This window comes from Streptomyces sp. HUAS MG56, from assembly GCF_058673395.1.
Map to the genome: position 1 here is coordinate 7,810,967 of NZ_CM178722.1, position 25,731 is coordinate 7,836,697.

23 protein-coding genes are annotated in these 25,731 nt (G+C 70.3%); 8 read left to right on the plus strand and 15 right to left on the minus strand.

Going from position 1 to position 25,731, the window contains the following annotated elements:
- Nucleotides 1–229 precede the first annotated feature (229 nt).
- The 12 genes from AC4OXY_RS36515 to AC4OXY_RS36570 form a co-directional block, all read right to left on the minus strand.
- A complete protein-coding gene (locus AC4OXY_RS36515) occupies nt 230–1,180 on the minus strand; it encodes a JmjC domain-containing protein (RefSeq protein ID WP_491991730.1) in 951 nt (316 codons plus the stop codon).
- Between the two features lie 44 nt (nt 1,181–1,224).
- Nucleotides 1,225–2,022, minus strand: coding sequence for an ABC transporter permease (locus tag AC4OXY_RS36520; RefSeq protein ID WP_356025276.1), 798 nt, complete (start codon nt 2,020–2,022; stop codon nt 1,225–1,227).
- A complete protein-coding gene (locus AC4OXY_RS36525) occupies nt 2,009–2,770 on the minus strand; it encodes a hypothetical protein (RefSeq protein WP_376294294.1) in 762 nt (253 codons plus the stop codon). Before AC4OXY_RS36525 ends, AC4OXY_RS36520 begins: the two co-directional genes overlap by 14 nt.
- The gene (locus AC4OXY_RS36530; RefSeq protein WP_356025280.1) at nt 2,767–3,711 is read right to left on the minus strand and encodes an ABC transporter ATP-binding protein; all 945 of its coding nucleotides are present in this window, start codon (nt 3,709–3,711) and stop codon (nt 2,767–2,769) included. The genes AC4OXY_RS36525 and AC4OXY_RS36530 overlap by 4 nt, the downstream gene beginning before the upstream one ends.
- 84 nt (nt 3,712–3,795) lie before the next feature.
- A complete protein-coding gene (locus AC4OXY_RS36535; protein ID WP_491991731.1) occupies nt 3,796–5,427 on the minus strand; it encodes a B12-binding domain-containing radical SAM protein in 1,632 nt (543 codons plus the stop codon).
- Between the two features lie 72 nt (nt 5,428–5,499).
- Complete coding sequence (locus tag AC4OXY_RS36540; RefSeq protein WP_491991732.1) at nt 5,500–6,441, minus strand: asparaginase; 942 nt, start codon at nt 6,439–6,441, stop codon at nt 5,500–5,502.
- 27 nt (nt 6,442–6,468) lie between these two features.
- A complete protein-coding gene (locus AC4OXY_RS36545) occupies nt 6,469–7,506 on the minus strand; it encodes an amidohydrolase family protein (RefSeq protein WP_491991733.1) in 1,038 nt (345 codons plus the stop codon).
- Nucleotides 7,494–8,687 carry a cytochrome P450 gene (locus AC4OXY_RS36550; RefSeq protein ID WP_491991734.1) on the minus strand — a complete coding sequence of 398 codons (1,194 nt, stop codon included), beginning with the start codon at nt 8,685–8,687 and terminating at the stop codon, nt 7,494–7,496. Before AC4OXY_RS36550 ends, AC4OXY_RS36545 begins: the two co-directional genes overlap by 13 nt.
- 74 nt (nt 8,688–8,761) lie before the next feature.
- Nucleotides 8,762–9,781 carry an amino acid--tRNA ligase-related protein gene (locus AC4OXY_RS36555; RefSeq protein WP_491991735.1) on the minus strand — a complete coding sequence of 340 codons (1,020 nt, stop codon included), beginning with the start codon at nt 9,779–9,781 and terminating at the stop codon, nt 8,762–8,764.
- 82 nt (nt 9,782–9,863) lie between these two features.
- The gene (locus AC4OXY_RS36560) at nt 9,864–11,312 is read right to left on the minus strand and encodes a cysteine peptidase family C39 domain-containing protein (protein WP_491991736.1); all 1,449 of its coding nucleotides are present in this window, start codon (nt 11,310–11,312) and stop codon (nt 9,864–9,866) included.
- 375 nt (nt 11,313–11,687) lie between these two features.
- Nucleotides 11,688–13,058, minus strand: coding sequence for a phenylacetate--CoA ligase family protein (locus AC4OXY_RS36565; RefSeq protein ID WP_491991737.1), 1,371 nt, complete (start codon nt 13,056–13,058; stop codon nt 11,688–11,690).
- A 150-nt stretch (nt 13,059–13,208) separates the two neighbouring features.
- Complete coding sequence (locus AC4OXY_RS36570; protein ID WP_356025294.1) at nt 13,209–13,430, minus strand: response regulator transcription factor; 222 nt, start codon at nt 13,428–13,430, stop codon at nt 13,209–13,211.
- A gap of 510 nt (nt 13,431–13,940) precedes the next feature.
- Here AC4OXY_RS36570 and AC4OXY_RS36575 point away from each other — a divergent pair.
- Nucleotides 13,941–14,636: an alpha/beta fold hydrolase gene (locus AC4OXY_RS36575; protein ID WP_491991738.1), complete on the plus strand. Its 696-nt coding sequence runs from the start codon at nt 13,941–13,943 to the stop codon at nt 14,634–14,636.
- Between the two features lie 19 nt (nt 14,637–14,655).
- On the opposite strand, the gene AC4OXY_RS36580 is transcribed toward AC4OXY_RS36575, so the two are convergent.
- From AC4OXY_RS36580 to AC4OXY_RS36590, 3 genes are all read right to left on the minus strand, one after another.
- Nucleotides 14,656–15,279 (minus strand): response regulator transcription factor, encoded by a 624-nt coding sequence (locus tag AC4OXY_RS36580; RefSeq protein WP_376294539.1) that lies wholly within the window; start codon nt 15,277–15,279, stop codon nt 14,656–14,658.
- Between the two features lie 101 nt (nt 15,280–15,380).
- On the minus strand, nt 15,381–15,545 hold the full coding sequence (locus AC4OXY_RS36585; RefSeq protein ID WP_491991739.1) for a hypothetical protein: 165 nt from the start codon (nt 15,543–15,545) through the stop codon (nt 15,381–15,383).
- Nucleotides 15,546–15,573: 28 nt separating this feature from the next.
- Nucleotides 15,574–16,737 (minus strand): sensor histidine kinase, encoded by a 1,164-nt coding sequence (locus tag AC4OXY_RS36590; protein ID WP_376294316.1) that lies wholly within the window; start codon nt 16,735–16,737, stop codon nt 15,574–15,576.
- Between the two features lie 237 nt (nt 16,738–16,974).
- Between AC4OXY_RS36590 and AC4OXY_RS36595 the strand changes: the two genes are divergently transcribed.
- The 7 genes from AC4OXY_RS36595 to AC4OXY_RS36625 all read left to right on the plus strand — a co-directional run bounded on the left by AC4OXY_RS36595 (nt 16,975) and on the right by AC4OXY_RS36625 (nt 25,728).
- On the plus strand, nt 16,975–17,358 hold the full coding sequence (locus AC4OXY_RS36595; protein WP_356025304.1) for an MmpS family transport accessory protein: 384 nt from the start codon (nt 16,975–16,977) through the stop codon (nt 17,356–17,358).
- Nucleotides 17,359–17,362: 4 nt separating this feature from the next.
- Entirely contained in the window at nt 17,363–18,127 is a 765-nt protein-coding gene (locus AC4OXY_RS36600) for an ABC transporter ATP-binding protein (RefSeq protein ID WP_376294319.1), read from the plus strand.
- Nucleotides 18,128–18,129: 2 nt separating this feature from the next.
- Nucleotides 18,130–20,652: an FtsX-like permease family protein gene (locus tag AC4OXY_RS36605; protein WP_491991740.1), complete on the plus strand. Its 2,523-nt coding sequence runs from the start codon at nt 18,130–18,132 to the stop codon at nt 20,650–20,652.
- Between the two features lie 500 nt (nt 20,653–21,152).
- Nucleotides 21,153–22,460: a molybdopterin-dependent oxidoreductase gene (locus tag AC4OXY_RS36610; protein ID WP_491991741.1), complete on the plus strand. Its 1,308-nt coding sequence runs from the start codon at nt 21,153–21,155 to the stop codon at nt 22,458–22,460.
- A gap of 2 nt (nt 22,461–22,462) precedes the next feature.
- The gene (locus tag AC4OXY_RS36615) at nt 22,463–22,966 is read left to right on the plus strand and encodes a hypothetical protein (protein ID WP_491994693.1); all 504 of its coding nucleotides are present in this window, start codon (nt 22,463–22,465) and stop codon (nt 22,964–22,966) included.
- Nucleotides 22,963–23,640: a class I SAM-dependent methyltransferase gene (locus tag AC4OXY_RS36620; RefSeq protein ID WP_376294326.1), complete on the plus strand. Its 678-nt coding sequence runs from the start codon at nt 22,963–22,965 to the stop codon at nt 23,638–23,640. Before AC4OXY_RS36615 ends, AC4OXY_RS36620 begins: the two co-directional genes overlap by 4 nt.
- 264 nt (nt 23,641–23,904) lie before the next feature.
- Nucleotides 23,905–25,728: a glycoside hydrolase family 15 protein gene (locus AC4OXY_RS36625; protein ID WP_491991742.1), complete on the plus strand. Its 1,824-nt coding sequence runs from the start codon at nt 23,905–23,907 to the stop codon at nt 25,726–25,728.
- The last annotated feature ends 3 nt before the right edge of the window (nt 25,729–25,731 follow it).

Sequence of the window (25,731 nt, forward strand, 5' to 3'; positions counted from 1 at the left end):
CACGGCCACCTTTCTGATCTGCCGCCGGACCTTGTCGGGGCTTGCGGGCCCCGATCGCCTCCTTCGCAGCGACACCGCCGGTCGTGGGCTGCGGCCTCTCGCGTCCTGGTCACACCGTTCGGTGTGGCCACAAGGTGCCTCTGCTCCGAAGCCGGGATCCGAGCGAGAGGTTCTGCGGCGAGAGGTCCGGGCATTGGCGGCGCCACTGCGGGCTGCCTGCCGGGAGGGATCAGCTCTCTTTCGCAGCCAGGTGCCTGGCCATTGTCATCAGGCCAGGGTCTGGGTGTGCGGCGCTCTCCTTTCGCAGGCTGTCACGGGCAGATGCGACCAGGCCTTCTGCGGTGGTCTGTTGCAACTCGCCGGTCAGACGGCCGATGAGAACACGGGCTTGATCGATCAGATCTGCGTCGTCGAGCGGACGCGGTAGTGGCCGGTGTCTCGCGGAGATCAGGCGCAGCAACTCCTTGTGCAGATGCGATCCGCCGATCTCCCGGACGGTGAACGACAGATGGGCGGACAGACCGCGAGACCCGGTGGCGCAGTGTGCGAACCCTCTTGGGATGTACAGCACTTCACCGGTCTGCAGGGGCGTGGTCAGCAGCACCGGACCCGGGTCCGAGACCGGGCCTGGGTGCCAGTTCCCGTCGGCGGGTCCGGGGTGGATCTGCCAGTCCTTGCTGCCGTTGACCTGGAGCACGAACACGTCAGCGTCGTCACGGTGGACGCGCAGCCCCTGCCGGCCAGGAGGGGTGACGAAGAAGAACGCCTCTGTCTTGCGGCCGAGTTCCCGGCCGAACCGGTCGGCCAGTTCGGCGGTCGCGCTGTGCCACTGGTCGACGCATCGCAGGAGTAGCGTCGCCCCCTCAGACAGCAGCTCTCGCACCTTTGTGGCGTCCGCGAAGCCGTTGTGCGCCGTCTGGTTGACGGTACGTGAGGTGCAGTAGTCATCCTCGGGAATCATCCGGTCCGGGCGCGTCATCTCCAGGTAGGGCGTGCGCAGCAGGCCCTCCTGGAGCATCGTGTCCACGGAGCCGAGCGTCAGGGGCGGGACGAGCGGTGCTGCCGGGTGGAAAACGCCTGGTTGCCGACGCCAGAAGCACGCCAGAAATCTCTCGGCGTCGCCGACCCACCGGGCTAGTTCGGGCGAGGGTGCAGTGCGGTCGGTGTCCGTGATCGTCACGTAGAACTCCACTTGTTCTCGTCGTCGTTCGGCGGTGGGGGAACTCAGAGCAGAAAGTCCCTGCCGGTCCGCCTCGATCGGCTGTCCTGGAATCGCAGGCCCACCATGGCGAGCACGCACCACAGGGCGCCGACCAGGGCTTCGCCGGACGCGGTGGCGAGCACCGGACCGTGCCCGGAGTTCAGTGCACGCAGCGCGGCGATGCCGTGCGACAGCGGTAGCGCGGCGCCGACCACGGCTCGCATCCCGCCGCCGGGCACCGGCGAGAGCACCCCGCTGAGCGCGAGGACGAGGTAGGTGGCCAGATTGGTCAGGAAGACGTCGGCCCGGCCGTTCATGGCCAGGACGGCGATGGTGAAACCGAATGCGCTGCTACTGAGGACCATCAGCGTGTACAGGGGCAGGGCTGCGGGCAGCGTGCGCAGCATCCGTCCGTCTCCGGCCACGAGAGCGGCGACCGGGGCTGCCACCAGTACCGCTGTCAGCGCTTCCGCCGCGTACACCGCCCAGCGCGCGGCTACCAGGCCCGGCAGCGGGAGAGCTGTCATCCGAAGCCGGTACAGCGTGCCCTGCACCTGCTCGTTGATGAGCACGTCGGGCGCTTTGTTGACAGTGGCGGTGACCATCGCGAAAGCCGACGCGCCGACGCCGGCGGCCGACGCACCGGCCGGGCCGCCCACCGCCCGGCCGAGTGCGGTGAGGAAGAGGACCTGCAGGATGGTCCGCGGCAGAACGGCGGCGAGAAGCACTCCGGGTGGATACTCCACCAGGTACTCGCGCAGGCCGAGCCGAGCTGTGCGGGCGAATGCGCTCGCGAGCACCGGAAGGTCAGAAGATTTCAAGGGTGCCCTCCCTGCGGGCGCGGTGCAGAACGCGGATGAAGGCCAGCCGTGCCGCGACGGTGTAGCAGAGGCCCGTCGTCAGAAGGCCTGCCCAGGCCGCCCCGTCCACTGGTCCGGTCATCGCACCCGCCAGCAGCACGTAGGCCCAGTGCAGGCTCAGCGCGTCGGCCGGCGGGCGCAGCACAGGGGGCAGCATGCTGAGCGGCACGAGCAGGCCGCCCATGAGGACGACCGGATAGACCAGGGTCTCGGCGATCCTGATCGCCGACCGGGTGAGCAGAAACAGGCAGGAGACCAGCAGGCCGAGAGGCAGAGTACTGACCAGTGCGGCCGCCAGCGCGGCGGCGAAGAGCGCGGGTCGCTCGACCGCGAGCGGGTGCCCCTCGAGGGCCGAGGTCGCCACGATCGAGATCGCCGTCATGCTCGCCGACAGTGCCACCGATGCCACCGACTTGCCGACCAGCACGGGGCCGAGACCGCCAGGACGGGAGCAGATCGAGGGCAGGGTGCCCGACCAGAGCTCCCGGCGCAGCACCATCCCCGCCTGCCACAGCGTGATCGTCCAGACGGCGAGCAGGCCGCTGCCGAGCACCACGGCCTGGGGTGCGACCCCGCCGGGGCGGTCGGCTGCGAGCGTGATACTCACATATGCGGCGGGCTGGACGGCGGCGGCGATGAGGATCGACAGCCAGGAGGTTCCGCGCAGCTGTAGCAGGAAGGAGTTCCACGCGACCCGGACACCGGTCATGCGCTCACCCGTGTGCCGTCGGCGAGTTCGTTGAAGACCTGCTGCAGGCTGGAGGGGGTGACCCGGACGTCCAGGAGCTGTCCCTCGGGCCAGGCGTCGGCGAGCGTGCGCAGCGAGTCGGGGGTCCAGCTACGCACGTGCAGGACCATCGTCCATCCCGAGGCCGTGGGTTCGACCTTCTCGACCCACGCCTGGTCGGCGAGGCCGTGCGGTGGCACGGCCGGTGCGTGGCCCCGCCCGTTCAGGGTGATCACGGCCGCGCTCGTCGCCCGTTCCAGGAGCCGGGGCAACGGCAGATCATGCAGGACACGGCCCCGGTGCAGGACCACGACGCGCTCTGCGAGTTGCTCGATGTCGTTGAGGTAATGGCTGGTCAGGACGATCGCCGTACCTTCGCTGCGCATTCGAGCCACCGCAGCGCGGATGTTCTGTGCTTCCGCCGGATCCAAGCCGACGGTGGGTTCGTCGAGCAGGAGCAGGTCGGGACGGGTCACCATGCCGATGGCCAGGTGCAGCCGCTGACGCATGCCCTTGGAGTACGTCTCCACCGGCCGGCCGGCGGCCTCGGCGAGACCGACCGACTCCAGGGCCTGCACCGAACGCCGCGCCAGATCTCGGCCGCGGACCCCCGTGAGCATGGCGAAGAAGCGCAGGTTGTCGTGGGCGGACAGGCGCAGATACAGGCCGCGGTCGCCGCCCAGCACCACGGACAGTCGCTGCTGCGCCGCGCGCGGGTGGCGGGCGACGTCGTGGCCGCAGACCTCGACGGTGCCGCTGGTCGGCAGCAGCAGGGTGGAGACGATCTTCAACAGGGTTGTCTTTCCGGCACCGTTGAGACCGAGCAGGCCCACCAGCTCGCCGGGGCGGACATCGAAGGAGACCCCGTCCAGTGCCTGCACCTGGCCGGTGCGCGCGGGGAAGCTTCGTGTGACCTCGCGCACGCGAAGGACGTTGCCGTGGGCGGGTGGAGACGATACGGCGGTGGAAATCATGGCGTACGGAATCCTCGGGTCGGGAAGGAGCCGTCAGGCGGCGGTCGCGAAGAGGGAGAAGCCGGTGCTTGCCTGGCGGGCGTCCCTCACCAGAGCGGTGATGTCTTCGCGGCCCAGGTCGATCGCCGGGTCGTCGAGCCGCCGCAGCAGATGACGGTAGTAGTCGCTCACCACCTGGACCTGTTCTGCGGTCCGGCCGGCGGTCAGTGCCTGCCAAACGTGCTCACGGAAGTAGAAGCGGGCATCCACCACGGCCTGCAGCCGGTTGAGATCGGCCTTGCCGATGCCCTCGCAGACGGTGGGCAGACCCACCGGTGAGGCCAGCCCGTACTTCTCGACATTCGGTACCAGCCGCAGCATCCGGCCTCGGCGGACCACCTCGTCCCCGTAGTGGCCCGCCTTCTTCGCCCGCACGAACTCCACCGTCGCCGGGTCCGGAGAGAGGATGGTGCAGCTCATCGCGTAGAGCGGCAGGTTGAGGAACTCCTCCATCTCGTGCACGACCTTCTCCACCGTGTGCTGGGGTGCGCCGATGATGAAGCCGGTGACGCAGTTGATGCCTGCCTCGGCGAGTGCGGCGATCGCCGAGCGGTTCTGCTCCACCGTCACCTGCTTGTTGTAGTAGTCGAGGACCGCCTGGTCCATGGACTCCAGTCCCACGAACGCCCTGCGGCAGCCGGCCGCAGCCATCCTGCGGGCCCGCTCGGCGCTCATCCCGTCCACCCGCAGATAGCAGAACCAGGGAAGTCCCAGCTCACCCATGACCTCGACGAGTTCGTCGAACTCAGGGTGCTGGGTGAGATCGTCGTCATGGAATTCGACGCTGTCACAGCCCGTGGTGCGCACCATGTCCTCAAGGTCGTTCCGGATCAGCCGCAGGGGCCGGGCCACCGTGCGCCCGTGGATCAGGTAGGTGGAGCAGAAGGTGCAGCGCCCCCGGCAGCTCTGGGTGCAGATGTACAGCTGGGGCCGGTCGCCGAGCATGCGGGTGAAGTTGGTGGCGTAGACCGGCGACTCGACGACCTGCGGCGGCAGTAGGTCGTAGGCGAATGCCGGGCCCTCCGCCTCCTGCAGTGAACGGTCGAAGCACGGTGGTGAGACGACCTGCCGGTCCTCGGTGCGATAGTGCAGCCCCCGCGTCCCTGCGCCCTGTCCGAACGAGGGCGTGCCGAAGGTCGACAGGACGTGGAGGAGGGCCGGCGCGCCCTCGCCGCGCACCGTCATGTGGACGTTGTCGATATCGGGCGCGACCGACGCGTGGGCGCCTCCCACCATGACCAGATAGCGGTCGGCTGCGAAGGAGCCCAGGAAGTCCTCCAGGCGGTCGATCGTCCCGGTGTAGGAACTGGCCGCGATGACCGGCCGTGCACTGCCGTCCAGCCAGTCGCTGATCGCTTCGCGGAAGGCCACCTCGTGCGGGTGGGCGTCTTCGTCGAAGTATCGGACCTCGACCGGGGGGATGCGCCCCTCGGCGGCCGCCGTGCGGACCGCCTGGGCGAGGTTGAGCAGACCGAGCGCGGGAAAGTGAGCCTTGAAGAAGGACTCCTCCAGCCCGCGGCTCAGCCCGACGGAACGGAAACTGCGGTGGATGAAGGCGATGCGGGTCCCGGCTTCGGGGTCGGCTGCGAAGTGTCCGCCCTCGAGCAGCGTTTCAAGTGTGTACATGGCCATCTTCAGGTGTTCTCCGGGAAGTCGGGCACAGGGGGGAGGGGATGAGCAGAGCTCGATGCGGCGGCTTTACGACAGGGCGACGGTGGCGCGTACCTCGTCGGCATCCGTCTTGGCGCCCGGCAGCCGGGACCGGCATACGGCTTCGACCTCAGGGCCGGCGATGCCCAGGCGGCGCAGCACGGCGGCGACCACCGGCCCCACGGCCCGGCGCGCGCCGTCCTCCACTGACAGCGCGAGCGCTCGACCGTCCGGGAGCGCCACGCACTGCATGCCCTCGGCTCCCGACTTCGCCAGAAGTCCGGGCACGGTTTGCATCAGCCGGGTGTCGAGTCCTTCCGTGCCGGCGACGAACCGCGGATGAGCGATCATGGCTGCCGCCACCTCGGCGCCGGGGGTGCCGGCGGGGGCGGTGGCAAGGCGTTGGAAGGCACGGGCGAGGCCGAGGAGGCTGAAGGCCGGCACTGGCACCCCGCAGCCGTCCACGCCGACATGAGCGGTCCGCTCCCCGGTCAGCTCCTCCAGCGCGGCGCGCACCCGCAGCTGCACCGGGTGTCCGGGACGGAGATAGCCCTTGGTCGTCCAGCCCTCGGCTACGCAGACGGCGAGCATCGCGGCGTGCTGGCCCGAGCAGTTCATGAGGATGGACCGGGCACGGCCCCCTTGGCGCAGATAGGGTTCGGGCGGCCAGGGAAGCGCGGCGGGCGTGCCGAGGCAGGTCTCGTCGAGGCCCGCCGCTCGGAGGATCTCGCGTACCGCCGCGACGTGGTAGGGCTGGCCTTCGTGGCTGCCCGCAGTGATCGCCAGCGTCTGGCCGGCGAGCGCGACGACGGGGTGCACGAGCGCCACGGCCTGGAGCGGCTTGGCCGACGACCGAGGGAAGACTGGTCGCTGCACGTCGCCGGCCCGGAGGGTGGGCGAGCCGTCCGTGTCCAGGACGACAAAAGCGCCGCGATGGCGGGATTCGACGAACCCGCTGCGGACCGCTTCGGCAATAACGGGGCTGTCCATGGGGTGCAGCACCTCCGGTCACACTGGTCAGCAGGGAACAGGACGGGTGGCCGCGGCCGCTTCATCCGCACGATGGTGGTGGCGGTCGCCGAAGAGGAACGCGTAGGCGTTCTCGTGCAGCAGTCGCTCCCGGGGCGCGCCGACGGCAGCAGCAGCGGCCAGCAGGTGTGCGAGTGACTCCTCGGCGGGCGCACCCAACAGCCGTCCGCTCGCCCAGTGCTCGAGGTGCCAGGGGGAGTCGAGTGAAGACATGAGTCGGCTACCGCTGGAGGCCAGTAAGGTGCCGAGCCGCTCGTCGTGGCCGGTCGGCGCGGGCGCACCCAGGGTGCGCTCCCGCAGGGCCTCCCACGGGCCCAGGTCCGCGTAGACGCCCGGCGCTGTCAGGACCTGCGGCAGGGCCGGGTCCAGATGTCCGGCGTGCGCGACGCCGATCCGTACGCCCGCGTCGGCCGCGCGGGCCAGCAGCTGCGTGCGTAGCGCGGGTAGATCGCCCATCCGTCCTGCGGGGGCGCAGTGCACGACGATCGGCACGTCCCACTCGGCGGCCAGTTCGAGATAGCCGAGTGCCACATGGGCCGCGGGTGAGCGCAGATGGGCTGCCGGATGCCACTTGAGGGCGAAGACCTCCTCGCGGCGGTCGGCGTACTCCTGAGCGAAGATCTCGGCGCTGCGGAAGGGATCGGCCAGCAGCGCGGCCAGCGGGACGGCCAGGCCCGGACCGAGTCCCTCCGTGGCCCGGTGCTCGGCGCAGGCATCGAGCGTCTCGTGGTTGCGCCGCCGGATCGCGCGGACCGCGGTGACGGGGTCGACGGCGGTCCCCTCGGGTTTGAAATACCGGTAGAACGGCATGGGGAGTGCCAGGGCCGCGACTGTGCCCGCACCGTCGAGCAAGCGGTCTCGGAGCCGGGCCATCAGCGTCATCAGTTCGCCGACGGACTGCCGGTAGGTGTGGCGGTCCGCCGCTCCGTGCTGGATGAGTTCGCTGCCGACATGCTCGTGTGGACTGATCAGGCTTGCGTCGGCGCGCAGCAGCGCGGAGACCTGAGAACGTGTCAGATCAGGCATGGCAGCTCCGCCACGGCGGTCATGCCCAATGACGGGAGCAGCAGTGGTGTCCCCGGTGCGATGCCGGCTGCCAGCACTTCCCTGACGAGCACCTCGATCTCGCGTCGCGCGAGTACGGAGCCGAGGCAGTAGTGTCCGCCCCGCCCGAAGGACAGGTGGCGGTCGGCTTCCGCACGCCGGACGTCGAACCGGTCGGGATCGGGGAAGACGGCGGGGTCGCGGTTGGCGGCGGCCAGGACGAGCACCACCCGCTGGCCCCGCTCGATGCGTCGGCCCGCGGCGCTCAGGTTGTGCGCAGCGGTGCGTGGTGCGTAGTGGAAGGGCGCGCAGAAACGCAGGATCTCCTCGACCGCCCGGCCGTGGGACACGTTCCCGGAGCGCACAGCCCGATGCTGCTCGGCATCGCCGACGAGCCGGCTGATTCCGGTGGCCGCAGCTACGGCCACCGGCTCGATGCCGCCGGTGAGGATCTGCGCGAACACGGCGGCTGCGTCGGCGGCCGTCAGTTCGCCGCACCGGACAGGTTCGGCGAGCGCCTCGGCGATGGGTCCCGCGGGACTGGCCAGCGCACGGGTGGCCACGTAGTCGGTGAGCTGCGCGGCCGCGTCGGCCGCCGCGCGGGCTGCTGCCGTCTCGATTCCGGGTCGGCTGAGGTAGTGCACCAAGGCGTCGGACCAGGCGAGCACGCTCTCCCGGTCTGCATCCTCGATCCCCAGGACGCGGCACACCACGTCGAGTGCGAACGGTCGGATGGCCTCGGCGAGCAGGTCGTGCGTGCCGGCCCCCAGGCCGCGCACATGGTGCCGCGCGGCAGAGAGGACCACCTCGTCCAGGGCACCGATCACGCGCGGGGTGAGCCGCGGTGCGACGATCCTGCGCACCCTCGTCTGAAACGGCGGGTCGGAGAAGACCAGCCATCGGGCGAGGAAGTCCTCCACGGCGAACACCTCGGCATGCCCGGCCGGGTCGAGCCGCGCCAGTTGGGCCTCTTTGGACCGTGCGCCGAGCCGCGGTTCGAGCAGCAGCTCCGACACATGGGCGTGCGAGGTCACGTACCACGCCCCGGTCGGCTCGTTCCACTGGACGGACCCCGTGTCGCGAAGCCAGGAGTAGAAGGGGTGGGGGTCCAGGGACGTGTAGGGGTCCAGGATGTGCTCGGGACGCCAGCGCGCAGGCTTCACGGGCTGCGCTCCGTCCGGCACATCGCTGCGGGGGGCTGTATTCAAGGACATGGCGACGCCTCCGGCGGGTCGGGTCAGGGGACCAGGGAGATTCCGTTCAGGCGGGGGGCGAGTTGCATGTCACGGATGTCGGTCTGGCCGAGCACCCACATCAGCCAGCGCTCCACACCGAGGCCGAAACCGGAGGTCAGCATCGGTCGGGCTTGCTTCATCCGCAGGTACCAGTCGTAGGAGGCCGTGTCCACGCAGTGATGCCGCAGGGCCGTGCGCGCCGCGATGTCGTCGATGTGCCGCTCACCAGCGCCGACCACCTCACCGATGCCGAACAACAGGTCGGCGTTGCGGGCCCGCTTGCGGCTGTCGTCCGCGTAGGCCTGGTAAAAGGGCACCGAGAGGTGGTCAAAGTGGGTCACCCACAAAACGGGCGCCACCTCGGCCATCAGCCGTCGCTCACCGTGCCGGGTCAAGGTCCGCCAGCCGCCCTCGTCCCGCACCGCTGAGGGGTCATCGCCGAGGACACGGACGGCCTCGTCGAAGGTGAGCCGGGGGAACTCCTTGAGCGCGGCCATGTGTTCGACATGACCGGTGGCCCCGGCCTGCCGGCTCACCGTGGCGGAGTGCTCGGCCAGGACAGCGCCGGCGAGCCGGCGCACGTAGTCCTCCACGGTGGCGATGACCTCGTCGAGGCCGCCGGGTATCTCCGCCTCGCTGTGAAAGAACTGGTTGAGGTGGGTGGCGTCGCTGTCTTCGCCGCGGAAGCTCGGCATCAGGTACCAGGCTCCGGAGGGGCTGAGCCGACAGCCGTACTCCAGCATGAACTGCATGGAGTCCGCCAAGTACGTGGGACGTCCGAACAACTCCACCTGGACGGGCAGGGAGTCGCTGCCCAGCCCCATCGGACTGGAGACACTGTCCGTGGTGATCGGCAGATGCATCGCCTGCACCCCCCGCTCGGCCCAGAAACGGGTGCTGACCACGGTCATGAGGTTCTGGAGCTCGGCGACCGTGCGGTGCAGCGGGCTGTCGAGGATCGCAAGGAAACGTTCGGGGTCGGCATGCCAGCCCGGGTGGGCGAAGGTGGCTGCTGTCTGCATGGGTGCCTCCGGGGCGCAGGATGAAACGGTGATGGGGGTGTGCTGAGCGGCCTGGCGGCCGCGGTGTACGGCAGGTCGGCCCTCACGGGGCAGTGGTGTGCCGGAGTGGCGGAGCATGTCGGTCCCGGTCGGGCGGCGAACATGTGAGATCGGCCAGGCGGGCGTGACGGACCGCGTCGACCCGACGTCGCACCAGCGTCCGCACGGCCCGCGTGGGGACGGCGATGGGGGAGGCGGCGAGGACCGCCAGGACCAGTGGGCCCTGCGGGCCGCAGCCGTGTCGACGGGCCAGTGCGACGGCTGCGGCAAGCAGCGGCACCACGGCACCGGCCCCCCGGACCGCCTCATCCGCCTCCCGCTCCGTCGCCGCAAGGCCGGCGATCGTTTCCAGCAGAGGGCCGGTCCGCCGACGCCACTGCGCGACGAGGCCCTGCTGGGCGCGACGGAAGTGCTCGGCGCCGGCCGGCTGCGCCCGTTCGAGGCTGGCCAGCAGCTCTGCCGTCGCGTGGTGACTCGACTCCTGAGCGAGCAGCCGCTCCCGGCGCGCGATGCCGGCCCGGTACTCGGCTGCGGCAACCAGCACCGTGTGTGCGCTCCACACAGCTGCCAGCCCTGCCGCGGTCGGCCGGTCCTGGCGGCCGACGAGAACCACTGCGGCCGACACATACCCTGTCGCGGCGAGGCACCACGGCAGGACGAGCCGCTGCTCGGCTCGGTCTGCCGGGGCCGTACGCCACCTGGCGAGCAGATCGCTGTTGCCCCGTGCGACGAAATAGCCGATGTCTGCCCGCGCCAAAGTGCGCCCGACGTCGTCCGCCGCACGGTAGCGGGCGGCGCTGTGCGCTGACCGCGTCAGTGGGCCGTCGGCACCGCCCCAGACGGCGCACGCGAGCGTTGCGGCGAGCCCGACCGCTGTCAGGGGGGCCGACGCCCTACGGGACGCCGGGTGTCGTTGGAGCGCAGCCGCTGTCACCAGGGCTGGGAGCCCCGGGGCAAACGCGGCGAGGATGTCGCCAAGGAGCGCCCGACCTGCGCCCGGACGCCGCGCGCCCTTGCCCGCCCCAGTCGGCAGGTCCGCGCCGCGGTCCGCGCTCACCGGAGCAGGCGTGGACCGGCCCGAGGGCATCGACATGTCGGCGAAACGTCCGAAAACCAGTGCCACACCACTCAGTTGGGCCGCGAGGACCGTCCAGCGCAGTCTCCGCCGGCCGATGCTCGGGTCGAGCACCACCGCGTGCCCTCGGCTGAGGGAGTCCAGTACCACATAGTGGCCGACCCGCAGATGGAGGATGCTCGCACGCGGCAGAGGCGGCACCGAACCGTCGAGCGGTATCCGCACGGCCCGGGCCGCGAGCCCGGACTCCCGCGCGAAGGACAGGAGTTCCCTGGCGCTCCAGCGCCGGTCGGCCAGTTCCTGCGACTGCAGGGCCGCCGGGCGCCGGCCGGCGTGGTGGCCGAGCACCATCAGCAGACAGGCCGCGCCACAGCCGTGCAGAGTCACCTGGGAATGAAAGGGAATGCGCCGACGCATGGCGGGAGTTCCTTGTCGCTCTGATCACATGGCCGGTACCGGGCGGGATGACGCGCAAGCACGTCATCCCGCCGCGGCGCGTTCGGACGAGTGGGCTGCCCGAGCGTCAGATGGTCTCGGCGAGCATGGCGCTGCCGATGACGTCGTCCAGCTCCTCGTCGGCGATGGCCGCGAGAACCTCGTCCACGATGTACTCGACGTTCTCCATAACTTTCTCCTTCACAAGAGGGAAACCGAAAAGGGTTTCCAGCGAACGGACGGTCAAAATTCCGTCCGAGGTTGGTACGGCCATCGGTTCCGGGAATTGCTCGCCGGCAGGCCCGTACCATCCGGCCCACATACGTGGTCCGGAAATCCATGGGTTCGCCGTCGCACTCAGCGGGTCGCGAGCGGCGGGACGGCGGAGGAGTCACCGGTGATCTCGATACGCAGCTCACAGGCGCATTCGGTCACCAGGTGCATCAGTTCGGGTGAGGAGGCGAGGACCGCCGCACGCAACTGCTCCAAGACCCCTGCGGCGGCCTCCGGCAGGAGGCGGGGCGGGAACCCGACCGCGGCGCGCACTGTCAGGCGGTGCGGCGCACGCCCCGCTGCCGGCCGGAACTCACAGGCTACCAACGGGATCGTCCCCGCCGTGGACTGCCAGGGGGCCAGACTCGACACAGGAGCGTGGCACAGCTCGGGCAGCCGCTCCGCGGTCTCCCGCAACGCGTAGGGCCTGAAGACCGGTACGCGGCCGCCCCTCGCGCGCACCGTCGGCACGAGAGCGGTTCGGCCCAGCAGGGCCACTGACAGCTCGCCGGCGTCGCAGTCGGAGCGGACCGCCTCGACCAGGTCGCCGGTGTCATAGCGGATCAGCGGCTGCGCCTGCGAGAAGGGATACAGCTCGGTCAGCACCAGGCGGCCCACCCCCTCACGCACCGGATCGCCCCCGTCCAGGGGGACGACCTCGGGCACCACGATCGCGTCGAAGTGAAACAGGGAGCAGCGCTCGCACCGGGTGGCACCTCCCGCCACCTCCGAGAGGCTGTAGCGGTGCACGACTCGTCGCGACTCCGGCACGGTCCGGGTCAGAAGATCTTGCTGGGCGCGGGAGAGGAAGTCCGCCACAGCGACGATCCGCCGGATTCTGCGCCGCGCGGCCTCGTTCCCCGGCTCGGACAGCACCGTGGCGAGGAGGGTCAAGTCCTGTGGCGATCCGCTCAGTTCGTATTCACAGAGGTGCTCCGGGAGATCGGGGAAGAGGCGGTCGCGGGCCAACAGGGCAACTGACCGCTCCACCTCCCGGGCTGTCAGCAGACTGAGCGACACTGCACGCTGGGCGCCGGTGCGGGCACCGAGGACAGCACCATGGTGGCGGGCCGACAGAGTCGTGAAGTGGACGATCGGATTGCTCTCACCCCTTCGCGCCCGGGCCTTGGCGCTCAGACGGTGCCGGAAGGAGTCCAATGCCGCCAATTCCTCGGCGCACCGGAAGCGGCGCACCGGCTGTCCGGTCGTCGTACCGGTGCTGTGGAGCATGACACTGGGCGTCCGCCCCGGATGCACCATCCGGTCGCCGTGCTCGGCCAACTCGTCCCGTCCGACCACCGGCAGCCGGGCCAGGGCGTCCGTCGTGGCGATCTCTCCTGAGGCGGACCTACCCCAGTGTTCGGCGTAGAACGGGATGGCTTCGGCATGCCGGATGGTTTCCGGCAGGAGCCGATCGCGGAGTGCTGATTTCGCTCCCCGTTCGTTCCCGCGCATGCCCGCATCTCCTCGTTCTCGGTGGCCGGCGCATTCGCCCCTGGCGTCGTGGGCCTTTCCTCGGCCCGGGAACAACATTTCCGTATCTCCGCAAGACCGGCTAGTCACGAAATTCCGGTCCCGGAGGCCGGGGCTCCGCTCTGTGTCGGTTCAGGAGAGGTAGCCGTGCCGAAAGGCGAGCATGATGAGTTGGGTGCGGTTCGCACTCCCCGTCTTGGTGCGGAGCCGGCGCAGATACGTGTCCACGGTGTGCCGGCTGACACCGAGGTTCCGGGCGATTTCCCGGTACGTGCCCCCAGCCGCCAGAAGTGAGAGGACCTGCCGTTCGCGAGGGGTCAGGGAGAACGGCTCGGCGGTGGCGTCAATGGTCAAGGGGGTCTCCTTTCAGCCGGCTTCAACCGGCCGGACGGAACCAGGACAGGCCGGACGGCGAGCCCCTGACAGCGGACCGCAGGGGGCTCCTCCCTGGGGGGCGCGTGACCTGTGGACGCGACCCAGCATGGCCCGCTGCGAGCGGATTCCGGGCTCTCGGCGGGACCTCACCAACCTGTCTGGCATGAAACTGGCAAGCCCTCAGACACTATGAAAACGCCCGAAACCTCTTCATTCGGCTCGACGAACGCGGGGAATCGGCGCCCAGGAACCGCCGGAGACGTGCCCTACCGGTACCGGCGGTCACCGTGGCGGCCCTGAGGAATGACAGGCACCAGCGGCATGGAAGCGCGGCGAGCCGCACCTTCCTCGCGAGTTGTAGCACCGCACCGCCACAGGACCCCTGAAGGGTGCGTCTCGCACGATCTCCCGGGTCCGGCAGCCCTCCACTGTCCAGTCACCGCGCGGGAACGCGCGCACCACCAGCTCTCGTAACCAAGGAGTCTCAGCATGTCAGCGGACATCACGGTCGTACTCGCCCACGGCGCATGGGCGGACGGTTCCAGCTGGAGCAAGGTCATCGCCCGGCTCCAGGCTCAGGGCATCCGCGCCGTCGCTGCGCCGCTGCCCCTGACGTCCCTTCAGGATGATGTGGCGGCCCTGGAAGACACCCTTCAGCACGTGGGCGGGCCGGTCGTCCTCGCCGGACACGCCTATGTCGGCGGGGTGATCGGATCGACCACGGCGGACAGTGTCCGTGCGCTGGTCTACGTCGCGGCGCTCGCGCCGGACGAGGGCGAGACCGTCGACGAGGTCTTCATGCGCGGCACCCCGCACCCCGACGCGCCGGCCGTGACGCCGAACGAGCGCGGCCTCGTCTGGCTGCCCTACGAGGCGTTCCCCAACGCGTTCGCGCACCTGGCCACCGCCGAGGAGCAGGCCCTGCTGCGCGCGGTCCAGCGTCCGATCGCGGCAGCCGCGATCAGCACCCCGGTGGGTCGTCCGCTGTGGAAGGTCCTCCCGAGCTGGTACCTGCTCGCCCAACAGGACCGCATGATCCCCGCCGAGAACCAGCGCTTCATGGCTGAGCGCATGGGCTCCACGGTGCGGGTCCACGACGTGGACCACACGCCGCTCGTGACCGCTCCGGACATCGTCACCGACCTCCTCATCGAGGTCGTGGAACAGACGAGGAAGACCCTCTAGTGCGGCCGCCGGCCCGGTCTCAGCCCACGATCCCGTGTTCCCAGGCCCACGCCGCGATCTCCACGCGATTGCGAGCCTGGAGTTTGTCCTGGATGCGGCTGAGGTGGCTCTTGACGGTGCTGAGGGCGAGCGTCAACTGTTCGGCTATCTCGTTGTTGGTGCGGCCACGGGCGACCAGTGTCACCACCTTCAGCTCCTGCGCGGTCAGCCGCCTCGCGGCCGCGGCCCTGGTGTCGGCGGGGGACGAACTGCCGAGGTGTTCGAGCAACCGCACCGTGACGGAGGGAGAGATGAGGGAGTCGCCGTTGACGGCGGCGTACACGGCCTCGGTCAGCAGCCGGGGGCCGGAGTTCTTGACCACGAAGCCGCTGGCGCCGGCCCGCAGTGCGCCGTAGACGTACTCGTCGAGGTCGAAGGTGGTGACGACGACGACCTTCGTCCGGGATGTCGCGCCTCCGGAGTCCTGGCGCACCAGTTTCGTGGCCTCCAGGCCGTCGAGCTTCGGCATACGTATGTCCATCAGGCACACGTCCGGCCGCAGCCGACGTACGGCTTCGACGGCCTGCACGCCGTCGGCGGCTTCCCCGACCACTCGGATGTCGGGCTGGCTCTCCAGGATGAGACGGAAGCCCGTCCGCACCATCTCCTGGTCGTCGGCGATCACCACTGAGACACTCACGGCGCTTCTTCACTCCGTCGCTTCACGGGGTAGGTCTCTGTCGAATTCTGCCCGTTGAGTTGAACTCAGCGGAGGGCGGCCCCGGTCAGTGTCCTTGCGGTCCGCACGGCGCTGGCGACAGCGTCGTCGGGACAGAGCCCGCACAGGTCGGTGAGGGCGAAGAGGGCCTCGGCGCTCACCACCACCGCAAGGTCCTGCTTGAGCTGGGCGAACGCCTCCGGCTCCGTCACCCCCAAAGGGTCCTGGTGGCGGAGTCCGTCACCGCATGGGTATGGAAGCGGCCAGTTCCCAGCCGCCCTCGGGCATCGGCCCGCTGGTGAGCTCACCGCCCAGTTCGGCCACCCGCTCGGTGAGGCCGACCAGGCCGAAGCCGCTCGGACCGAACCGCATCCGGCCGCGCTGTGGCCGGGCCGCGTCGTCGCGCACACGGACGACCAGCCGGTCCCCCTCGGTGGCCAGCAGGACATGCACGGTGGTGGCCGTGCGGGCGTGTTTGCGGATGTTGGTCAGACCCTCCTGCACCAATCGCTCGACGGATTTGGCAAGTTGCGGCGACCAGGTGGAGCTGTCCACCCCGTCGGCCACGTTCAGCCAGGCGTGCTGCCCGGGGCTGGAGAAGCGGTGCACCAGCGCCTCGACCGTCGTCATGGCGGGTGCGACCGGTGCCGCCCCCGCGTCACCGGTGTCCCGCAGTAGCCGGACCATACGGCTCATCGCCACCAGCCCGTCCTGGCCGGTCCTCTCGATGTTCGCGAACAGCTCCCGCGCCGTACCCGGATCGCGCTCCACGGTGTGTTCTCCGGCCTGGGCCTGGACGACCATGGCCGTGACGTAGTGGGCCACGTGGTCGTGCAGGTCGCGAGCGAGATCGAGGCGCTCGGACTGGCGCACCCGCTCGGTGGCGGCCCGGCGTCTGCCGTCCTCCGCCCGCAGATAGCCGCCCAGCAGTGCGAAGCCGATCGGCAGCAGCGTGAACAGCCCGTCGATCCGGTCGAGCACGGGCAGGTCCGTCAGCGCCGGAGCCCGGCCCTGCATGCGCACCACCGCCACGAACAGCCCCACCGCCGTCAGGACGAGCGGCAACCGCCGTCCGTACCGGCAGGTCAGACACAACAGCACCAGCAGTCCGAGGAGTTCGGCCCAACCGGGGGTGCGCTGCAGCACCGTACGTTCCACCAGCGAGGTCATCAGCAGGGAGACAGCCGCGGCGGTGGCGGCCAGTGCCGCGGCCGGCCATTCCCGTCCGGTCCGGTACGCGTACAGCGTCCCGGCGGCCAGGCCCGACACCACGGCGCCGCTCGCGAGGAACGCGGCGCCGAGGCCACTGCGGCTGACCACTGCCCCGTCCAGGAGCAGGAGCAGAGCGCAGGGGCCGGCCATGGCGAGGGACCCCGGGGCGGAGCGCGGGCGCAGTGGGAACATGGCGCGAAGGATAGACGGCCGTTCGGCCCGGAGACGGTACCCCTCAGTCGGACGGAGCCGCACATGGACACAGCCTCGCGCCTTCTGCGGAGTGCCCCCGACCGGGCTTGAGCCGGCCACATACGTACTTTCGGCCGATGCGGCTTTGCCGAATGCCGTCTTTCGACCGCACCGGCACCCGTGGGCCGCGATCCAGACTGGGGCACACCCAACGACGGCGCATCACAAGGAGTTGCAGTGCAGGCCAACGCCATGAAGTCCCGCACGTCTCGTGTCTACGTCAAGTCCGCCCTGCTGGCGGGCGCTTCGGCCGTGGCAGCCCTGTCACTCACCAGCTGCGGCCTGTTCGGCGACAGCTGGGACGTCAAGCTGGAGGTGACCGGAAAGGGGAGCGTCAACGTCGACTACAACTTCTCCGGTGAGACCGTGCCGAAGCACGACACCGGGAAGCAGCTGCCCTGGACCAGGACACAGAACGTCGGCTACGGCTTCAACAGCGTCTCGGTCAGTGACGCGGCCCCCGGCACCGTCTGCCGCATCTATGTCGACGGCAAACTGAAGGAAGAGAAGAAGCCCGACGCCAAGGGCAACCTGTCGTGCAACGTCAGCGTGCAGAACTGATCCGATGACCGCGAACCTGCTCACTCCTACGACGATCCGCGCCGCCGGCGTCACCAAGGTGTACGGCCCCGGGGCGGCCGGCAGCGGCGCGACAGCGACGGTGCACGCTCTGCGGGGGGTCGATCTGGGGATCGCCCAGGGACGATTCATGGCGATCATGGGACCCTCCGGCTCCGGGAAGTCCACCCTGATGCACTGCCTGGCAGGCCTCGACCGGCCGACCTCCGGAACGATCACCATCGAGAACACCGAGATCACCGCACTGTCCGAACGGCAACGGACAGACCTGCGCCGCGATCGTATCGGCTTCGTCTTCCAGCAGTACCACCTGCTGCCGGAGCTGAACGGCTCGGAGAACATCCTGCTGCCGTTGGAGATCGCGGGCCGCCGTCCCGACCACGACTGGCTGGACACGGTCGTGGGCGCACTGCAGATCGGCGACCAACTGGACCGTAAGCCCTCGGAGTTGTCGGGCGGCCAGCAACAGCGCATCGGAATCGCAAGGGCATTGGCGGCCCGGCCGGCCGTAGTCTTCGCCGACGAGCCCACCGGCAATCTGGACGCCTCGTCGGGCCGCGACGTACTGGAGTTCCTGCGTTACTCCACACGCGAGTTCGGCCAGACCGTCGTCATGGTGACCCATGACCCGACCGCCGCCGCGTACGCCGACCGGGTCGTGCTGCTGCTCGACGGCCGGGTCGGCGGCAGCCTCGACGCGCCCACCCCCGAGACCGTCCTCAATGCCCTGCAGAAGCTGAAGGGGAGATGACGATGACGACACCAGCATCGGGACTGGTCTCGGCGACCGTACGCAGGATCGGGCAGCGGCCGTCCAGGCTGCTTCTCACCGGCTGCACACTGATCGTGACGGCTTTCTTCCTCACCGCTTCCACAGTCTTCACCGCCACGCTGAAGCGGCAGTTGGGGGACACCCTGTCCACCGTGGCGGCGGGCACGAGCGTGGTCGTCGGTACTGACGGCGAGCACCTGCTGGACGACGCACGGCTGGCGCGGCTGACCAGCCTTCCGGGGGTGACCGAGGCGCAGCCGGTCGCCAGGGGCGAGGCACTCGTCGAAGGCGCCGGCCGTGACCCGTACCCGCTGATCGGTACGGCGCTGACAGGGCCCCAGGCCATCGTCCGCCCAGTGCGCGGCACCCTGCCCGAGCGGCCCGGAGAAGTCGCGGTGACCAAGGCGATGGGCGAGCGCCGGGGGCTGGGCGTCGGCAGCCGGATCACCCTGGTGCCGCAGGAATCCTGGCTTACCTCCGCGACCCGGCACCGCGCACCGCGCACCGTGACGATCACGGCCGTCGTGCAGGCGCCCCAGGCCCTGGCTACGGGGGTGTTCACCACCCCCTCGAACGCCCGCACATGGCTGGGCACCAAAGGCTGGCAGCAGGCGCTGCTGCGCGCCGGCGACCGCCCCGCCGCCGAGGTGAAGGCCATGGCAGGCAAGGAGTTGGGCGCGGGCTTCACCACCTGGACCGGTGCCGAGATACGCACGAAGGGGAGCGAGAGGGGCTCCGTCGGCGCACTGTCCACGCTGCTCACCGCCTTCGTCGTGGTGGCGCTGCTGGCCGGAACCGTGATCGTCTCCACGACGTTCCGGGTGCTGCTCGCCCGCGACCAGAAGCGGCTGGCCCTCCTGCGCTGCATCGGCGCCCGCCCGGCGCAGGTGATGCGGTCCGTGCTGACGGAGGCGGCGCTCGCCGGGCTGGTCGCCGGAATGCTCGGGGTCGGTGCGGCCGTCGGCTGCGCCGCCGCTGTCACCGCACTCAGCGGCCTGCCGGGCCCGCAGCTGCCGGTGCCGACCCTGTTCGGCTGTGTGCTCGTCTCGGTGCTGGCCGCCGTCGGCGCAGCCACACCGGCGGCCTGGGCGGCGGCACGCATTGCGCCGGTGACCGCGCTGTCCAGCGCGGCGACCCGCAACGCTCCGGACCGGACCGGCCGGGTGCGCACGCTGACCGGGGTGCTCTGCCTGGCCGCTGCGCTGCTGCTCGGCACGGCGGCCGAGTTCGGCGGCGGCGCGGACTCCGGCGCGGCGGCCATCGGCTCCGTCGCCTCGGGAATCGCCCTGTTCGGGTGCTTCCTCGCTCTCGGGCCCACGCTGCTGCGCGCCACGGTGCGCGTCGCGCACCGGCCCGTACGGGCGGTGGCCGGGCTGGACGGCGCGCTGGCGCTGCGCAACCTCGGCCGCGCCGGACGCCGCAGCGCGGCCTGTGCGGTGGTCCTGATGCTGGGCATCAGCATGGTCGCCGCGGTGCTCGTGACGCTGACCTCCGTGCAGAACGGCATGGACCGGCGGCTGGCGGCGCGTGACCCGGCCGACGTGGTGATCGACGTTCCGCGGACGGGGAAGTCGGCTCTCACCGCGGACGTGGTGAGAGACGTCCGGGCGCTGCCCGAGACCGGCGCCGTGGTGCCCGTCACCGTTGGCGACGGCTCGGCCGCCGGGCCCAGGGGCCGCTACCGCGACTACGAGATCCACGGCATCGACCCGAGCGCGGTGCCCGAACTGCTCACCGGCACCGTCCCCGTCCCTGACCGGGGAACGCTGCGGCCCGGACAGGCCAGCCTGTCCACGACCACGGCGGCGGCTCTCGGCGTCCGGACCGGCGAGAGGATCTCCGTGCGCACGGCCGACGGCAAGACGATCAGCGCCCAGGCGGCCCGGATCCATCCCGCGAACAACCCCGCCCTCGGTGATATCGCCCTCCTCCCACAGGACTTCGCGAAGCTGGCTCCCCACGCGTCCGTACGATCCCTGTACGTCAACGCCACCGACCGCGCCGACCCGGCGTCCCTGCGCGGCCCCCTGGACCGTGTCCTGCCGCTCGACCCAGCGCTGCACCTCACCTACACGGGTGAGGACCGCATCACCACCCGGCAGTCGATCGGCGACCTACGGATCATGGCCCTGGGCCTGGTCGGCATCACCGTTCTGGTCTCGCTCGTCGGCGTCGCGGTCACACTGACCCTGTCCGTCATGGAACGCGCCCGTGAGAACGGCGTACTGCGCGCTGTGGGCATGCGCGGTTCGCGGCTGCGCTCCGTACTGGCCTGGGAGGCCGGACTGCTGGGCCTGTACGCGGCTGTCCCGGGCACCGCTCTGGGCGCGCTCTACGGCACCCTGCTCCTCGGTGCGCTGCCCGACCTCAGCATTCCCACGATCCCTTACGGCCAGCTCACTCTCACGGTCACGGTCGCGCTGATCCTCGCACTGGCAGCCTCCGTCCTGCCGGCCTCCCGCACGGCGACGACGTCACCCATGCTCGCGCTGCAGGCGGACTGAACCGCCGCGCGACACCCCCTCTCGGCCGTTTTCGCCGCGCGTACAGCATGGCCTGGGCCGCCGTGGAGGCGACGCCGATCACGACGAACCAGAACGCTTCCCTGGTCAGCGCGGTGCGGCCGAGCCAGGTGGTGGCGCTGCGTCGTGCGCTGAGGCGCCGCACCCCACCATCATGGGGCCGCCGTGCGACCCGTCGAGCTGTGCGGAGCGCCGGTTCAACCATTCGGCTGACGGCAGACGCCCGCATGCACGACAGGCGCGGAGAGTCGACCCGATCTGCGCCGGTGTGTGGCTGACGATTTGACAGGCCCTGATGGAGCGGTGGGGTTCGATGCCCACGTTGAGAGACGGTCTGGGTATAGGGGAGGCAGTCGTTGGACAGTGGCGGACGGCCGCCGGCTGCGGGCTCCGGCGGGTCGCAGCGGCGGGGATCGGACGAGGGTCACGCGCAGGGGCGCCTCGAGCGCGTTCGTGCTGCCGCGGCGGCGCGGGCCACCAAGGTGGCCGCTCGTGCCAGGGCCCTCGTGCGCCGGGCCGAGCAGGCTCCTCCGCCCCCGGGACCGTTCCGCCCCGGCTTCTGGCGCAGTCCGGTCCGCGGCCCCTGGCTGACGTCCGTGTTCGGCCTGGTGCTGCTGATCGGCATCCCGCTGCTCTTCGTCACCGGGCTGCTCTCCTACGCCTCCTACAACCCTGACCTGAGCCCCCTCAACGACGAGACTGCCGACAAGGGCGTCCTGGGCTTCTACCTCTTCAGCTGGCCCACGCATCCGTACTGGCTGTACCGGCTGCTCCAGGGCGTGCACGTGACGCTGGGCGTGGTGCTGGTGCCGGTGCTGCTGGCCAAGTTGTGGTCGGTGATCCCGAAGCTGTTCGAATGGCTGCCGGTGCGCTCCATCGCCCACGGCCTGGAGCGGCTTTCCCTGCTGATGCTGGTCGGCGGTGTCATCTTCGAGTTCGTCACCGGCATCGTCAACATCCAGCTGTACTACGTCTTCCCGGGCTCGTTCTACCGCCTGCACTTCTACGGCGCCTGGGTGTTCATCGCCGCCTTCGTCGTCCACGTGTGCCTCAGACTCGGCCGGATGATCCGGGCTCTGCGCTCGCGCAGCCTGGGCGCCGAACTGCGCACCGACCTCGCCCACACCGTGCCCGAACCCCCCGATCCCGACGGCCTGGTGGCAGCCTCTCCCGCACCGCCCACGATGACCCGCCGCGGCGCGGTGGGCATGGTGGGAGCGGGATCGCTGCTCCTGTTCGTCGTGACCGCGGGACAGAGCATCGGCGGCCGGCTGCGCGCCACCGCGCTGCTCGCACCACACAACCGCGACCCGGGCAGCGGCCCGAACAGCTTCCAGATCAACAAGACGGCGGCGAAAGTCGGCGTCACCCCCGCCCTCGTCGGCCCCACCTGGCGGCTGGAGGTCCACGGACGCGGAGCGCCACGGGTCTTCACCCGCGAGCAGCTCCTGGCGATGCACCAGCACGCCGCCGCACTGCCGATCGCCTGCGTGGAGGGATGGTCCACCGAGGACCAGCACTGGAGCGGCCTCAGGCTGGCCGACCTCGCCGCCTTGGCCGGACTGCCCGACGCCGCAAGCGTCCTGGTCCAGTCCATCCAACCCCCCGGCCCCTTCACCCGGGTGATGCTGCGGGGCAACCAGATCCACGACCCCCGAGCGCTGCTCGCCCTCCGCGTCAACGGCGCGGACCTCTCACTCGACCACGGCTACCCGGCCCGCATCATCGTCCCGGCCAACCCCGGCGTGAACAACACCAAGTGGGTCCACCGGCTCACCTTCAGGGCGTGACCATGGCACGATTCGCACGCTGGTACGGCTCCGGCCCCCTGCATCTGCTCGTCCTGATCGCCTCGTTCGCCCTGACCGGCTACGCCATGGTGCGCCTGTTCACCGTCCAGCCCTGGGAGGTGGCGATCTGGTTCGTCGGTGCGGCGATCCTCCACGACCTCATCCTGCTGCCGCTGTACTCTCTGGCCGACCTGTCGGCCCTCTCCGTACTGCGGCACCGAGCCCCCGCCGGACCGACGGTGCCGTGGATCAACTACCTGCGCGTTCCCGCCTTCCTGTCAGGTCTGCTCCTGCTGGTCTGGTTCCCCCTCGTCCTGCGTCTGGCGGTTCCCTACCCCGGCGACACCGGTCTGTCGGACAGTGTCTACCTCGGCCGATGGCTGGCGATCACCGCCGTGCTCTTCGCCGCCTCCGCAGCGGCCTTCGCGGTGAGACTGCGCGGCGCGCGCCGGGCCGGCCGCGGCGACGAGAGCCGACCCGCCGCAGGGCATGGCGCAGCACCGTGACAGCGGACGAGGACGAGCCGTACGACGCCGACGAGGATCCCTACGCGCTCGCCCTGCGACCCGGCCCTGAACCGGTATTCCTGCGGCTGGCCGACGGGCGCCGCATCCGGATGCCGGTGCACCGCTGGCACGAGCAGCCCACGGCGGCAGACAAGACCGTGCTGAAACACTGCATCGGCCCCGTCCTCGACGTCGGATGCGGCCCGGGCCGCATCTGCAGAGCACTCCTGAGCCGCGGAGTCTTCGCCCTCGGGGTCGACATCACACCTCGCGCGGTCGCCCTGACCTGTGCCCTGGGCGGGCTCGCACTGTGCCGATCGGTCTTCGACCAGCTGCCGGCCGAGAGAGGCTGGAAGACGGTACTGCTCATCGACGGCAATATCGGCATCGGAGGCAACCCCCATAGCCTGCTGCGCCGCTGTGGCGAACTCATCGCCCCCACCGGGCGCCTCGTCGTCGAGGTCGACCCCCATGACGTCGAAGAGCTGTGCATCGTCCGGTTCGAGAACCTCCAAGGCCAGAGCGGTCCGTACTTTCCCTGGGCGCGGGTCGGGCGACCAGCGCTCCACAGGATCGCCGAAGACCTTGCCCTCAGCGTCACCGACCAGTGGGGATACGGCCGCCGACGCTTCCTCGCCCTCGGCCGCCCGGATTCGGCCTCGTGGCCTCGCTGATGACGCGGGGTCGGCCACGCCGCGGCGGGGAGACACGACGCACGCCGAGCGCGGCACCAGCTCGTGCCACTCGCTCGGAGCAAACGTCGGCAACCGGCACGTGCGATCCACCGATCGTGCTGATTGGCTGGAGGTGAATCCGCTGTTCAGGAAGGCTGGGATCCATGTCACCCGTCAGGCACCTGGAGAGACCTGCGTCGCAGGCGACTGCTCACGTCGTCCCGGCCGGGCCGCGTCCGGCCCGAGGTGGACGGGCTGCGACGCATGAGTGCGCGACCGATCGGTGACCACGCCCTGCTGTCCGACTGCCGCTCGGCCGCGCTGGTGACCTCCGACGGCTCGGTGGACTGGCTGTGCCTGCCCCGCTTCGACAGCCCGGCGATCTTCGCCCGACTCCTCGACGAGGACGCCGGCCACTGGTCCATCCGCCCTGTCACCGGCTCGGTCGACATCAGCCGCCGTTACGTCGAGGACACCCTCGTTCTGGAGACGGTCTTCCGTACGACCGGGGGCACTGCGGTCCTGCGGGATGCCCTTGCCCTGGGACGGCGCGAACGCGGGCACGCGCTCGGCACCGCCTCCCCCGGAATGCTGCTGCGGCAGATCACCTGCACCGAAGGGCGGATGGACATCGAGATCGCCTACGCGCCGCGCCCGGAGTTCGGACTCGTCCACCCACTCCTCTCAGCCGTGCCGGGTGGGCTTGCGGCGTACGGGGGAGCCCATGCTCTGCTGCTGTCGAGCCCCGTCGACCTGCGGGTGAGCGGCTCCACGGCCCACGGCCGAATCCCGCTCATGGCGGGGCACCGCCTCGGATTCGCCCTGCACGTCGGGACGGCGTGGGAGAGGGAGTCGGCGGCCTGGCGGGCGGGACGGATCCGGCGTCGTATGTCCGACACCGTCGAGGGCTGGCGGTCCTGGTCGAAGCTCCACCGCGGCTACGTCGGCCCCTGGCAGGACGAAGTGAGCCACAGCGGGCGCGTGCTACGGGCCCTGACCTTCACTCCCACCGGGGCCATCGTCGCCGCGGCCACCACCTCTCTGCCCGAGAAGACGGGCGGAACGCGCAACTGGGACTACCGCTACACATGGGTCCGCGACGCCAGCTTTACCATTCAGGCACTGGCCACGGCCGCCTGCGAGAAGGAGAAGAACCGGTTCTTCGGCTTCCTCGCCCGGGCCGCGGCAACCCAGCTCGACCGCGGCGCCGACCTGCAGATCATGTACGGCATCGGCGGAGAACGTGACCTCAGCGAGCGACCCCTGCCCCACCTGACCGGCTGGCGCAACAGCAGCCCCGTTCGGATCGGCAACGACGCCTGGCGCCAACGCCAACTCGACGTCTACGGCGAACTCCTCGACGCCGCAGCCCAGACCCTTCCACCCGATGAGCCCCTCGACCCAGCCACCCGCACCTTCCTGCTCCAGGCAGCCGAGACAGCCGCCCTACGGTGGACCCAACCGGATCAAGGCATCTGGGAAAGACACGGACCCAGCAGACACTTCCTCCACTCGAAACTGATGTGCTGGGTCGCCCTGGACCGCGCCATCAGCATGGCCCCAGCCCTCCAGGCCGACGAACGCCTGCCCCACTGGCAGCACGAGCGCGACCAGATCCGCCAGGCCATCGAACAACGCGGCTGGAACCCCGACCTGGGCGCCTTCGCCCAGGCCTTCGACACTGACGACCTCGACGCCTCCGCACTGATGCTGCCCATCGTCGGCTTCCTGCCACCACACGACCCCCGCATCCAGTCCACCGTGCTGGCCATCGCCACACACCTGACCGACCACAACGGGCTGGTCCACCGCTACCTCACCGACGAACTACAGGAGGAGGAAGGCACCTTCCTGCTGTGCACCTTCTGGCTTGCCCAAGCCCTCGCCCTCACCGGCCACACCGCCCGTGCACGACACGCCTTCCAAACCGCCCTCGCACACGCCAACGATCTCGGCCTGCTGGCCGAGGAGACCGACTCCACCACAGCAGAGGCCCTCGGCAACTTCCCCCAAGCCTTCAGCCACATCGGTCTCATCAACGCCGCTCGCGCCATCCGCGATGCCGAGCGACAAGAAATGCCCGCCTAGAAG

What these genes read in the sequence shown, in the direction of transcription:
- AC4OXY_RS36535 (WP_491991731.1), bottom strand. Translation starts at nt 5,427, where the DNA reads ATGTACACACTTGAAACGCTGCTCGAGGGCGGACACTTCGCAGCCGAC.
- AC4OXY_RS36605 (WP_491991740.1), top strand. Translation starts at nt 18,130, where the DNA reads ATGACGACACCAGCATCGGGACTGGTCTCGGCGACCGTACGCAGGATC.
- AC4OXY_RS36565 (WP_491991737.1), bottom strand. Translation starts at nt 13,058, where the DNA reads ATGCGCGGGAACGAACGGGGAGCGAAATCAGCACTCCGCGATCGGCTC.
- AC4OXY_RS36615 (WP_491994693.1), top strand. Translation starts at nt 22,463, where the DNA reads ATGGCACGATTCGCACGCTGGTACGGCTCCGGCCCCCTGCATCTGCTC.
- AC4OXY_RS36590 (WP_376294316.1), bottom strand. Translation starts at nt 16,737, where the DNA reads ATGTTCCCACTGCGCCCGCGCTCCGCCCCGGGGTCCCTCGCCATGGCC.
- AC4OXY_RS36555 (WP_491991735.1), bottom strand. Translation starts at nt 9,781, where the DNA reads ATGCAGACAGCAGCCACCTTCGCCCACCCGGGCTGGCATGCCGACCCC.
- AC4OXY_RS36545 (WP_491991733.1), bottom strand. Translation starts at nt 7,506, where the DNA reads ATGCCTGATCTGACACGTTCTCAGGTCTCCGCGCTGCTGCGCGCCGAC.
- AC4OXY_RS36600 (WP_376294319.1), top strand. Translation starts at nt 17,363, where the DNA reads ATGACCGCGAACCTGCTCACTCCTACGACGATCCGCGCCGCCGGCGTC.
- AC4OXY_RS36525 (WP_376294294.1), bottom strand. Translation starts at nt 2,770, where the DNA reads ATGACCGGTGTCCGGGTCGCGTGGAACTCCTTCCTGCTACAGCTGCGC.
- AC4OXY_RS36575 (WP_491991738.1), top strand. Translation starts at nt 13,941, where the DNA reads ATGTCAGCGGACATCACGGTCGTACTCGCCCACGGCGCATGGGCGGAC.
- AC4OXY_RS36540 (WP_491991732.1), bottom strand. Translation starts at nt 6,441, where the DNA reads ATGGACAGCCCCGTTATTGCCGAAGCGGTCCGCAGCGGGTTCGTCGAA.
- AC4OXY_RS36625 (WP_491991742.1), top strand. Translation starts at nt 23,905, where the DNA reads ATGAGTGCGCGACCGATCGGTGACCACGCCCTGCTGTCCGACTGCCGC.
- AC4OXY_RS36560 (WP_491991736.1), bottom strand. Translation starts at nt 11,312, where the DNA reads ATGCGTCGGCGCATTCCCTTTCATTCCCAGGTGACTCTGCACGGCTGT.
- AC4OXY_RS36580 (WP_376294539.1), bottom strand. Translation starts at nt 15,279, where the DNA reads ATGGTGCGGACGGGCTTCCGTCTCATCCTGGAGAGCCAGCCCGACATC.